Raw genomic sequence first — 12,337 nt, 5'->3', positions numbered from 1 at the left:
CTTTTTTATTCCTGCCATATACTCTATTTGCCAAGAGATGACAAATTTAATCACAGTCTGTTTGAGTTAAAGTGTAATTTAAAAGCATGTTGTTTAAAAGAATAAATCCCTGTACTTTTATAGTTCCGGAAATAACTATGCCTATTCCCTTTCTACAGAAAGTACAAGGATTTATTGAAATCGATTATTCAGAAACTTCTTTATGCGTTTTCTTGCAGTTCTGCTGATTTACGATGTTTTAAAACCTCTGCATCAATATAAAAGATTGTTTCTTCTGCCAGATTATTGATGTGGTCGCCAGCCCGTTCCAGTTTACGGAAAATACCTGCGGTTTCCAAACAAAGCTTTATATCTTCCGGATGTTCCGTAGCATGATCTGCCAATGTATCAATAGCATTCTGATTTAATATATCCAATACTTCATCTTTATCAAATACAGATTTAGCCATCGATAAATCCTGTTTCTGCAGCGATTCATATGTAGTATTCAACATAGACAATACAGTATCAAACATTTCATGTATCTGTAAACTACTAAAAAGAATCTTATTTTCCGGCTTCAGTTGAGTACGAATAACAAAACGGGCAATGCTATCGGCATAGTCACCAATACGTTCCAAATTATTATTAATTTTCAGCATGGCCAATGCAAAACGCAAATCGACTGCAACAGGATTATACAAGGCAATGAAGTCTTCAATGTCGCTGTCTATTTTCAGTTCGAATGCATTAACCCGCTTTTCACGAGCTGCCACTTTATCAGCCAACGAAGTATCCGCATTCAACACGGCCTGATAAGCATCGCTCAATTGCTGATAGACCAATGTCCACATCTCATTTACTTCGTTCTTTATTGTCTGAAGTTCGTTTTCTACAAATTTTACCATAATTGTATGAAAGGGTTAAGTTTATCCAAATCGTCCGGTAATATAATTCTGAGTAGCCTCCTGAGCAGGATTGGTAAATATCTTCTTGGTATCATCAAATTCAACCATCTCACCCATATAGAAGAAGGCGGTCTTGTGGCTCACACGGGCTGCCTGCTGCATGCTGTGTGTGACAATAATGACCGTAGTCTTTTCGCCCAGCTCGCAAATCAGTTCTTCCACTTTAGCTGTAGAAATAGGGTCGAGTGCAGAAGCAGGTTCGTCCATCAGCAAGATAGAAGGCTCCACAGCCATGGCACGGGCAATACAAAGACGCTGCTGCTGTCCGCCAGACAAAGCATAGGCCGAATCCTTCAACTTACTCTTTACTTCTTCCCATAAAGCAGCTCCTTTCAAGGCTTCTACTACACGGTGCTCTATAAATTCCTTATCTTTTATACCGTTTACACGCAATCCGTAAGCCACATTTTCAAAAATACTCTTTGGAAAAGGATTCGGACGCTGAAACACCATTCCCACATTCTTTCTCAAAGAATCTACATCTACAGACTTGTCGTAAATGTTTTGTCCGTCAATCAGAATTTCCCCAGTCAATTTAGTTCCGGGAATCAAGTCGTTCATACGATTAAACAAACGGAGAAAAGTAGACTTTCCGCACCCCGAAGGACCAATAAAAGCTACCACTTCATTATTAGGTATCTGAATGTTGATATTCTTCAATGCGTGAAAATTCCCGTAATAGAAATCTACGTTTCTTGCTTCAATCTTATTCATATATCAGATGAGTTATTTCGATTTTAATTTGTTTTCAAAAAATTTGCGGACAGCATTCGCTGCCAAATTCATAATTAGCACCAACAGAATCAACACAAGGGCCGTTCCATAAGCAATAGGAAGTTGTGCTTCGATATCGGTTCCGCTTGTTGCCACTACATACAGATGATAAGGCAATGCCATACATTGGTCGAAAATACTTTCGGGCAATTTCGGAAGGAAATAAGCCGCACAAGTAAACAGGATAGGAGCTGTTTCTCCCGATACACGCCCCAGTGAAAGAATCAATCCGGTAATAATACGTGGCATGGCCATAGGAAGCAGGACTTTCCATATAGTCTGCGCTTTAGTAGCTCCCAAAGCCAGACTTCCCTCACGATAACTGTCTGGAATATCCTTAAAAGCCTCTTCTGTGGTACGGATTACAATAGGCAGCGCCAATAGGCCCAAGGTAAATGATCCAGCCAGGATACTGTCTCCAAAACTCAGATAGTTTACAAAGAAAGCCATACCAAACAGACCAAATACAATGGAAGGAATACCTGCCAGATTATTGGTCATCATGCGGATAAAAGCAACTAACTTGCCCTGCGGAGCATACTCATTCATGTAAATGCCACTCATCACTCCAATGGGGAAGGAAAATAATGCACTTCCTATCATCAGATAAAAAGTTCCGACAATAGCCGGCCATATGCCTCCTTTGGTCATCCCGTCAGTGGGAGCTTCGGTCAAGAATTCCCAATTAATCACTCCAATACCTTTCACCAGAATAAAACCAAGGATAAAGAAAAGCAAAAGTGCTACACCATAACTAAGCATGCGGAAACAAGCGAACATTATCTTCTGTATTCTTTGCTTTTTACGTGTATAAGAAGGATTTGTTTGAATAGCCATGTTTTATTTCTTGAATTTGTTGCGTGCAGAAACAATTTCCACACAAGAGTTGATAATCAGTGTAATGAAGAACAATATTACCCCCAGCAAGAACAGAGACTGATAGTGTGCTCCTCCTGCAGGCGCTTCACCCAGTTCGGCAGCAATCGTAGCAGGGATGGTACGCAGCGGTTCCAGAATGCTTGTAGGAATTACCGCAGCATTACCGGTCACCATCAGTACAGCCATGGTTTCACCAATAGCCCGGCCGATACCCAAGACTACTCCTGATGTAATACCCGAAATAGAAAAAGGAATCACTACCTTATAAATGGTTTGCCAGTGAGTAGCTCCCAATGCAAGACTGGCTTCACGCATCATACGCGGACAGCTGCGCATCGCATCTTCTGCCACGGTAATGATGGTAGGAAGTGCCATAATAGCCAATACGATACTTCCAGCCAAACCCGATTCTCCGACGGGAAGATGGAACGTTTTCTGCAGAAAAGGTACAATTACCGCCAATCCGAAAAAGCCATATACGACCGAAGGAATACCATTCAACAACTCGATAATAGGTTTCAGGTACTTACGTACATTAGGATGGGCAACTTCTGCCAGATAAATGGAAACAGCCAGTCCAAACGGCAAAGCAATGAGAATAGCAAAAAAACTTACCCATAATGTACCTCCAATCAAAGGAAGAATACCGAAGATAGGTGAAGGTGTGGCTGTAGGAAACCATTCATCTCCTAACAGTACATCTTCTACAGAGATATTCTCGTCCTGTATAAGTTTCATTCCACTTTCTTTCTCGATGAGCGAATAGGGTACAAATGCAATCATTCCTTTATGCTGCTTCACCAATTCGGCAATCTTCGCTCCAGCCAACTCATATTCGGCTCCGAGTTCTTCTTCTGTATAGATTTTATCAAGATCTTCCAAACGGAATACTTCTACAGGAATATCTTGTCCTCCCAACTCTTTCCAGTTCGTAATTTCTTCATCGAATAAGAGTTTGATTTCCTGTGCACTTAGCCGCTTTACCGGATTATCCTGATTCAATGCCAGCACATAGCCTTTGTCGACCACCGGATTGCTGAACAATCCAACTGCCTCACTAAACAAAAAGCCAATAATCAGCAAAATAGCAATACTGGTAGTAAAGCCACTTATCGTAAAAATACGTCGGGCTATTCTATCAATTATCTTTTTCATAATGTGTTTTTGTGTGTTTAATCATTATCGGGGAATAAATCCCAATTCCAATGTCTTTTCCAATCCTTCTGGCGAATAAATAAACTGAATAAAATCCGACACCCGACTTTCATTCTTTTTATCATAATAATAATACAACGGACGAACAATAGGATACTGTTTTTTCATTGCAGTTTCTACTGAAGGATATACAAAGCTTTTCCCCTGGTCATAAGATACAGAGACCGCCTTTACATAAGGATTCAGATAAGCAAGCCCGACATATCCGATTGCTCCACGTGTTTGTCTTACTGATTGGATAATTGCTCCCGTTGCAGGCATAGAAAGAATACTACTCATGTAATTCTTATTTTCGAGAACGCTCTCCTTGAAAAACTCATAAGTACCGGAAGAGGTTTCACGGGAATAAACCACAATTTTGGCATCTTCTCCACCTACTTCCTTCCAGTTGGTTATCTTACCACGGAAAATTGCTTCCAATTGTTCACGGGTAAGCTTGCTTACAGGATTTTCCGGATTCACAATGACAGCCAGTGCATCATAAGCAACTATTACCTCACAAGGTTCATGCTTAGACTTTTTCATTTTCATTTTTTCATTGAACTTGATGCGGCGGGATGCCATTGCCAGATCGGTAGTACCGTCCATCAAAGCTGAAATCCCCACCCCACTTCCTCCACCAGTCACAACTACTGTAGCAGATGGATGTTGTTTCATAAATATCTCCGCCAACTCTTGCGTGAGTGGAAGAACGGTATCACTTCCTTTGATTCTCTGTGCCATCACTGTATTGCTCATATAGCAAAACACGAAAAGGAAAGGAATTAAAATCTTCTTCATTTTACTGTTTTTTAAGTCTTTAAATCACGGCGGTAAAGATAGGCAGTTTCAACGAAAAGTGTATTACAAACCTGTTTCACATAAAATACAATCCGATTAAAAACAACTGATATACTTTATAATAACATTTTTTATAGTCCTCTACCTTATATTCATTTCTTCATTTACAAAAGTTTTCATAGTTGAACTATTTTACAGGCTGCTATAAAAAAATTCGTCCGGCATCATCATGTTTCAATCTGATGATACCGGACGAATCGAAAAGAACGGGAATCTTCTACTAATCAAGAAAGAGTTCTTCCGGATAACCTACATCTACCAGGAACAATGCATTTCCTGGCACTGAAGTTCCTGCACTACAACGATTTTTTTCTTCTATTACTTCACGAAATCCCTCTACCGTCAGTTTTCCTTTACCCACCTCAACTAAGGTACCTACTACAGCACGAACCATATTGCGTAAGAAGCGGTCTGCCTGAATGGTAAACACCCAATTGTGTTCTCCTATTTGTTCCCAACGGGCGTACATCATCTTGCAATTGTTGGTTTTCACATCTGTATGCAACTTACTGAAACTTGTAAAGTCTATATAGTCGAACAAAGTCTGAGCAGCCTCGTTCATTTTCTCAAAATCTAAGGTCTGAAATATCCGCCAAGAAAACGCCCGACTAAACGGATCTTTACAAGTGGTAATATAATATTTATAGGTACGGTATGTTGCATCGAAACGGGCATGTGCGTCCGACTTTACTCTGCGTACACAATGTACAGCTACATCCGGAGGAAGCAACCGGTTCAACTTATCGACAACCGTTGCACAATCCAGTTCTGTATCAAAATCGAAATGAGCTACCATCAGCCGGGCATGTACTCCAGCATCCGTACGTCCGGCACCTACTACTTCTATAGGCTTGCGCAGAAAAGTCGACAAAGCCTTCATCAACACTTCCTGTACACTAATGCCATTAGGCTGGATCTGCCAGCCATGATAATTTGTACCATCGTACGATAAGTATATAAAATATCTGCACATATTCCGTTATCTTACAGTTATATGGAAACATCCCTGCTTCAGTTCATACTTCACATAACAACGGTTCAACTTACGCATATCTCTAAGCACTTCCGAAAGAACAAGTTTCAGCGTATCTGCCCCTACATCCTGCATAGGTCTTCCATCAGGATCTTCAACCTTTGCAAACCGTTTCCAACTCACATCGAAAGTAGTACCATAAGAATGACAAGAATTTGCCGACGCATTAAGATTTCTGCGTCGTAAACGCTTTACATCGTCTTTAGTGCGAAGAACAGAGGTTACAATTATTTTATTAGGATTTAATCCTTTGTTTTCCAGCGAATCAAGGAAAGCATGACCTATTGTATCCAGTAAAGCACTGGCCCGAGGAACCAGATAAGGTACAGAATGTGTAAGCGAATCTACATCATACAAGTCACACGATTTTATTTCTGTCAGACGGCCAATTAATTCGGAAGCAGCTTCCCTATCGGCTACTGGAGAAATCCCCAGACTCTTGGCTGCTTTAAGCTGCACGGCATTCAAATCATTAAAACTCCGTTTATAACTAATGACACCCCGTATATTATGCGGATTATTCATTTTCATAGACATGTCTTTTTCTTTGCATCCCGCTGCAAGCAAAGAACATAGACAAAGTCCACAAAAAGTATTCAATAAGATTTTCATTCTTCTTTTCTGCTTATCTAAAATCAATAATTATCATTCTCTTCATCGCATCATCTTATAGATAGATTGTACGCCGACAACTTTTGTCTATCACACAAATTGACGAAGAGATTAAAGTTTTATCTATTAACGGAAGCAAAAGTACGAATTATTCTTGAGATAGTATATCTTTGTAAAGAGGCGTTTAATTTAAAATATAAAAGTCTATGAACAGAGTATGTAAATTATTTGGTATTCGTTACCCTATTATACAAGGAGGAATGGTATGGTGCAGCGGATGGAGACTTGCTTCAGCAGTAAGCAATGCCGGTGGACTTGGTCTGATAGGTGCCGGCTCCATGCATCCCGAAACATTAAGAGAGCATATCCAGAAATGTAAAAAAGCAACCGACAAACCATTTGGAGTAAACATTCCTTTGATGTATCCTGAAATAGAAGCTGTTATGCAGTTGGTTGCCGACGAGGGAGTTCGCATTGTCTTCACTTCTGCCGGCAATCCTAAGACTTGGACAGAATGGCTGCACCAACATCATATTACGGTAGCTCATGTTGTTTCTTCTACAAAATTTGCAGCAAAATGTGAAGAAGCCGGAGTAGATGCTATCGTGGCTGAAGGATTCGAAGCTGGAGGACATAACGGAAGAGAAGAAACCACCACATTGTGTCTCATTCCGGCAGTCCGGCAAATCTGTACAGTTCCTCTTATAGCAGCAGGTGGTATTGCTACAGGAGAAGGTATCTTGGCAGCCCAGTCATTGGGAGCAGATGGTGTACAGATTGGAACCCGATTCGCTCTTACAGAAGAAAGTTCGGCTCACTTTGCTTTTAAAGACCGATGTCTCTCCCTACACGAAGGGGATACCATATTGACACTAAAACATCTGTCACCTACCCGCCTTATCAAAAATGAGTTTTACTCTGAAATAGAGAAAATAGAACAACAGGGTGGTTCTATAGAAGAGCTAAAAGCATTATTAGGAAAAGGCAGAGCCAAACGGGGAATCTTTGAAGGAGATTTGAAAGAAGGAGAACTGGAGATTGGCCAGATTGCTTCACTGTTCCATCACATCCAGCCTGTAAAAGAAGTCATGAAGGAACTGATAGACGATTATAACTCAGCTTTACGGCATATGCAGGATCAGTTATGCTGGTAAACGGGTCTTCTATTTCCATTAATCTGAATTCTTTTTATCGACAATGCAGACACAAAAAGTTGGTTTGCTCAATTCCAATTTATTTCATATTTTAGCAATGTAATCAAGAAATATATAATCACTATGGATATCAAACAATACATTCAAGAGAATGAAAATCGTTTTTTAGAAGAACTGTTCAGTCTTATTCGCATTCCAAGCATCAGTGCCCTGCCACAGCACAAAGAAGATATGCTTGCATGTGCCGAACGTTGGAAACAGCTCCTGCTGGAGGCTGGAGCAGACGAAGCCATGATTATGCCTTCGAAGGGTAACCCATTGGTATATGCTGAGAAACGAGTAGACCCGAATGCACCTACTGTGCTGATTTATGCGCACTACGATGTAATGCCGGCCGAACCACTGGAACTTTGGAAGAGCCAACCTTTTGAACCGGAAGTACGCGACGGACATATTTGGGCACGCGGAGCCGATGACGACAAAGGACAGGCAATGATTCAAGCCAAAGCCTTCGAATATGTAGTCCGGGAAGGATTATTGAAGCACAATGTAAAATTCATTTTCGAAGGAGAAGAGGAAATTGGCTCACCAAGTCTGAATGCATTCTTGAAAGAGCATAAAGAACTTCTTAAGGCAGATGTAATCCTTGTATCAGACACCAGTATGTTGGGAGCTGATTTACCCTCACTGACTACCGGACTACGCGGACTTGCTTATTGGGAAATAGAAGTTACAGGACCAAACCGTGACTTACATTCCGGACATTTTGGTGGAGCTGTAGCCAACCCTATCAATACATTATGCAGCATGCTGGCACAAATTATCGATGAAAACGGACGCATTACTATTCCACATTTCTACGACGATGTAGAAGAAGTTCCTGCTGCCGAAAGAGAGATGATTGCCAGCATTCCATTCGATGAAAAAAAATACATGGAAGCAATCGGTGTCAAGGCTTTGAAAGGAGAAAAAGGCTATTCTACACTGGAACGTAACAGTTGCCGTCCGTCTTTCGATGTATGTGGTATTTGGGGTGGATATACTGGCGAAGGCTCTAAAACCGTATTGCCTTCAAAAGCTTATGCGAAAGTATCGAGCCGTCTGGTACCTCATCAGAATCATGAAAAGATTTCCCAATTGTTTATCGACTATATCAACCAGATTGCCCCCGATTATGTGCAGGTAAAAGTTACTCCGATGCATGGAGGTGAAGGATATGTATGTCCTATCACACTGCCGGCTTATCAGGCTGCAGAAAAAGGATTTACCGTTGCATTCGGGAAAAAGCCTCTTGCAGTTCGCCGTGGAGGAAGTATTCCTATCATCAGCGACTTTGAACAAATCTTGGGAATCAAGACTGTCTTGATGGGATTCGGACTGGAAAGTGATGCTATTCACTCACCCAATGAAAACTTCTCACTTGATATTTTCCGCAAAGGAATCGAAGCAGTGGTAGAATTCCACAAAGAGTTTGATAAGATGTAATCAAAGTTCAAAACAAGAACGATAAAAAGGAATATTCAGTAAATACTACAAATCAGCCACCTAGTTCATTTGCAAAGCATCGTGAATCAGGTGGCTTTTTGTATCCTCTGTTATGTCCCGATTCCCTCTTGCGGTTAGATGACTGGAATAATTGGAGCACTTGTTATATTGAACGGACAAAGGCGATAAGACACAAAAAAACGTGACTTGTATCGATGGCTTATGATACTTGTATCGTTGCCCTTCGTGACTTGTATCGTATGCCATCGATACAAGTCGCATTTTTAGAAGCATTTTCTGAAAGCAAAAAACGGTATGAATGACATCTATTACTGACATTCATACCGTTTTTCTTCAGATACCGTTCCAGGCATTTGCAGAGAATTGAGCCTCAACTCCGCTTTCCAACTCATCGTTCAGGTTGTGAAAGAAATCAATACCTGTCAACTCTTCCAACTCGTCTACTGTAATTGCATAATTGGAAAGTTTCTCTTTATTGCCATACGTTTTGCTCTGATCCAACCAAAAAGCAATAGCCTTGAAACGGTCTCCTTTTTTATTCAGTAAAGCCATAAAATAATACTTGGGTACCGGCTTTGTCTGATCTCCATCAATGTATGTCCAAATATGTTCCTTGCGGTCTATACTGGCACCTTTTACCACATACAGTGTATCACGGAACACATTACTTCGCCCCCAGTTTTGTACAGCTGCTTCCAGTTCACGCCATATTCCTGTATTGAAGCTGTTTTTCTGTGGACTCATATTGGTATAATAGAAAGTCTGTTCATTCGCTGTTTCAGAATACAACCGGTCGGCCGATGCACAGAGATGCCCCCTGTCATATCCTTTCCGTCCAAAATCAGCTTGCACACGCTGATTTGAAGTTCCCACCAAAGGATCGGGAGCAAAAGGTTCGTCACTACGACCTACGGTAGTCTGCCCTGTTGTATTATAAAACTTAAAAGCCACCCAGCGTGCATGTTTTTTGTCTAAATCGTATTCCAGACTAAAGGTATTAACTTCTTGCCCTCCCACTGTAGTAGAATGGGAAACAAGCTTATGATTGCCACTTGTTGCCAAGGCAGGGAGCTCTGCCGGGCCATTAGAGAAAGCAGAACCCGATGAAGGGTCATCGTTACTACAAGAGGTAAAAAGCAGGACAGACAACAGACTGCCCGTCAAGAATAGTCTTATTTTCATTCGTTTAATTTTTATGCTGTTTTGACACTGATGTACAACAAAGCACAACAGTTTTTATTTCTTTATGCAAAGAAAATAAAAAAGAGCGAAGAATCCCGCCTTTCCGACAAGATTCTTCGCTCCATTATATCAAGAACCAGATATGGTTATAATTATCAGTTCATAGTATGTGAACCTAAGCCGCTTACATCGTCTTTAGAAGTAGCTTCCCACTCATCTGCATTGTAAGTAGCAGAAGGTCCAGTTACACTTGATTTACGACGGAAAGTTTTATCCGCACCAAAAGCTGTATTATCTACTCCAAAGTAATCAATTACATTGTCTGTACCTTTATATAAAATAACGGGATCATTTCCATTAAAATTCATTACATTATCGTCTATGGCTATTGCTTCTCCCAAATAAGCAGTCGCTTTTGAATGTTTATAAATAACGACTTGTTTAGGAGCTAATGTTCCTGAAAGAGCTACAGATTTAATACCAGAATCATTACCACCTTCACCAGATCCACTATAATTATGCATGCCCAATGTATAGCCTGCTAAATCTATAGTCTGATCTGTTGGATTGTATATTTCAATATATTTATTAAACGAACTACCTTCTACATATTCAGAAATAAACAAATCTGCTGTTCCAGGCTCCGGTTCTGTACCACCACCATTTTCTGTAGCAGCTACTTTCACATTCTTTACTTCCCATGTAGCCGCAATTTCACTAGAACTAGTGTATTTGAAAGCCAACTGTACTTTCTTTCCTGCATACTTATTCAAATCAACATCACCAGAAGCAACAAAATTCCAGCTATCGCTTTCGGGATATGTAATCGTCAACGGTTCCCAATTATTCATTCCAGCTTCTGTAGCTACAACAGTAAGATACTGAGAAGCTTTTCCTTTAGCAAAATTAATTGCCTGATCGAAAGTAAGCACAGCCTTATCCACACCTGTCAAATTAATAACAGGAGAAGTCAACCAACTTTCAGTCACATTATTAGTTCCATTAACATATGCACTGGCTTTCATATATTTGTAAGAAGCATCGTGCTTCCATACAAAGCTCAAAGAACCAATTTCCTTATTATCAATTATAAATTTACCAAGACCTAATTCAAAACTTTCTACATAAGGAGCATCTTTAGTTACAGTAACCTCTTCCTCTGGAGTCGGCACATTGCCACTACCATCGCTATAAACCTGTACATCATTTACCTCCCAAGTCGGAGCACCTTCTGTTGTACTAACATATTTGAATCCAACTTGAACTTCTTTACCTGCATATTTACTCAAGTCAATATTTCCAGAAGAAACCATAGTCCATGACTCACCACTACCATAGTTCGGGATAGTCAATTGTTCCCATGCCTCTTTTCCTGCTTCGGTAGCCCACAAAGTCAGTTCTTTTGTTTTATCTACACCAAACTTATGTGCATGCTTGAAGACCAAAGTAGCTTTTGTTGCATCAGACAAATTGATTGCCGGCGAAATCAGCCAACTTTCAGAAGCCTTGTTTGAACCACCCACATAAGCACTCGCTTTCATATACGGAGGATTAGTCTGATACTGTTCCCATTTCCATACATAAGAAGAACCTTCTGGAAGAGTTACATTTTTAATAGTAAAGTCACCTTCATTTGCAGTAAATTTCTCTTCAAAAATCAAGTTACCTTCCGGAGTTTCTCCTTCACCACCTTCTTCTTCTCCAATTTCTTCTCCTTTAAAGACTCCGGCAGAAACTTCTTTCAACCCAGCAGCACTAAAGTAAGAAGTAAGAGTACCCTGCAAAATCACAGGCTGCTTCAAGTTGTCAGCATGATCCACCAGATTCAATGCTGTACGAATTGCTCCAAACGGCAACTGAACAATCACACAATTCTTTGCTTTCTGTTCATCTGGAGTATCAGCAATCATCAAGTTTGAACTAGTAGAAAACGGTGCAGCAAAATTAGCGGTAAAAGGATCTACGTTAGTTTCCATTACACCTACGATGTATCCTTGTACCCAAGCCACAGAACCATCCTGTTTCATTTGAGCAGTAGCTACATTATACGGATCTTCCTTGGTTCCTGTTCCTACAAGATCCACATCGTCCGGAGATTTAATTTCATATGGTGCAGGCACATCGCTACAAGAAGTCATCAATGCAGCAGCTCCAAACAGCGTAAAAAACAGTGCGCTAAAAATCTTTTTCATAAT

Annotated in this window: 11 protein-coding genes; 2 read left to right on the top strand and 9 right to left on the bottom strand. The window is 40.5% G+C overall.

Annotated elements, in window-relative coordinates:
* Nucleotides 1-200: 200 nt before the first annotated feature.
* The 7 genes from phoU to O6P32_RS00090 all read right to left on the bottom strand — a co-directional run bounded on the left by phoU (nt 201) and on the right by O6P32_RS00090 (nt 6,300).
* Nucleotides 201-887 carry a phosphate signaling complex protein PhoU gene (phoU, locus tag O6P32_RS00120; protein ID WP_178265542.1) on the bottom strand — a complete coding sequence of 229 codons (687 nt, stop codon included), beginning with the start codon at nt 885-887 and terminating at the stop codon, nt 201-203.
* A 21-nt stretch (nt 888-908) separates the two neighbouring features.
* A complete protein-coding gene (gene pstB / locus O6P32_RS00115; protein WP_178265541.1) occupies nt 909-1,661 on the bottom strand; it encodes a phosphate ABC transporter ATP-binding protein PstB in 753 nt (250 codons plus the stop codon).
* A gap of 12 nt (nt 1,662-1,673) precedes the next feature.
* The gene (gene pstA / locus O6P32_RS00110; RefSeq protein ID WP_408636031.1) at nt 1,674-2,501 is read right to left on the bottom strand and encodes a phosphate ABC transporter permease PstA; all 828 of its coding nucleotides are present in this window, start codon (nt 2,499-2,501) and stop codon (nt 1,674-1,676) included.
* A 60-nt stretch (nt 2,502-2,561) separates the two neighbouring features.
* Nucleotides 2,562-3,755, bottom strand: a complete 1,194-nt coding sequence (gene pstC / locus O6P32_RS00105) for a phosphate ABC transporter permease subunit PstC (protein WP_269876217.1) — start codon at nt 3,753-3,755, stop codon at nt 2,562-2,564.
* 24 nt (nt 3,756-3,779) lie between these two features.
* Complete coding sequence (locus O6P32_RS00100; RefSeq protein WP_178265538.1) at nt 3,780-4,595, bottom strand: phosphate ABC transporter substrate-binding protein; 816 nt, start codon at nt 4,593-4,595, stop codon at nt 3,780-3,782.
* 280 nt (nt 4,596-4,875) lie between these two features.
* Complete coding sequence (truA, locus tag O6P32_RS00095; protein WP_269876216.1) at nt 4,876-5,628, bottom strand: tRNA pseudouridine(38-40) synthase TruA; 753 nt, start codon at nt 5,626-5,628, stop codon at nt 4,876-4,878.
* A gap of 6 nt (nt 5,629-5,634) precedes the next feature.
* Nucleotides 5,635-6,300, bottom strand: a complete 666-nt coding sequence (locus O6P32_RS00090) for a DUF5715 family protein (protein ID WP_178265536.1) — start codon at nt 6,298-6,300, stop codon at nt 5,635-5,637.
* Nucleotides 6,301-6,506: 206 nt separating this feature from the next.
* Between O6P32_RS00090 and O6P32_RS00085 the strand changes: the two genes are divergently transcribed.
* Together O6P32_RS00085 and O6P32_RS00080 are read left to right on the top strand one after the other, a co-directional pair.
* The gene (locus O6P32_RS00085) at nt 6,507-7,454 is read left to right on the top strand and encodes an NAD(P)H-dependent flavin oxidoreductase (RefSeq protein ID WP_269876215.1); all 948 of its coding nucleotides are present in this window, start codon (nt 6,507-6,509) and stop codon (nt 7,452-7,454) included.
* Between the two features lie 123 nt (nt 7,455-7,577).
* Nucleotides 7,578-8,939 (top strand): dipeptidase, encoded by a 1,362-nt coding sequence (locus tag O6P32_RS00080; protein WP_178267220.1) that lies wholly within the window; start codon nt 7,578-7,580, stop codon nt 8,937-8,939.
* Nucleotides 8,940-9,293: 354 nt separating this feature from the next.
* Here O6P32_RS00080 and O6P32_RS00075 read toward each other — a convergent pair whose 3' ends face one another.
* Complete coding sequence (locus tag O6P32_RS00075) at nt 9,294-10,142, bottom strand: DNA/RNA non-specific endonuclease (protein WP_269876214.1); 849 nt, start codon at nt 10,140-10,142, stop codon at nt 9,294-9,296.
* A 155-nt stretch (nt 10,143-10,297) separates the two neighbouring features.
* Nucleotides 10,298-12,334 (bottom strand): DUF6359 domain-containing protein, encoded by a 2,037-nt coding sequence (locus O6P32_RS00070; protein WP_269876213.1) that lies wholly within the window; start codon nt 12,332-12,334, stop codon nt 10,298-10,300.
* Between the last annotated feature and the right edge of the window lie 3 nt (nt 12,335-12,337).

It is taken from the genome of Phocaeicola acetigenes (assembly GCF_027529745.1).
Classification (GTDB): Bacteria; Bacteroidota; Bacteroidia; order Bacteroidales; family Bacteroidaceae; genus Phocaeicola; species Phocaeicola acetigenes.
The sequence above is the reverse complement of the archived record's forward strand: the minus strand, read 5'-3'. Positions and strand labels throughout refer to the sequence as shown.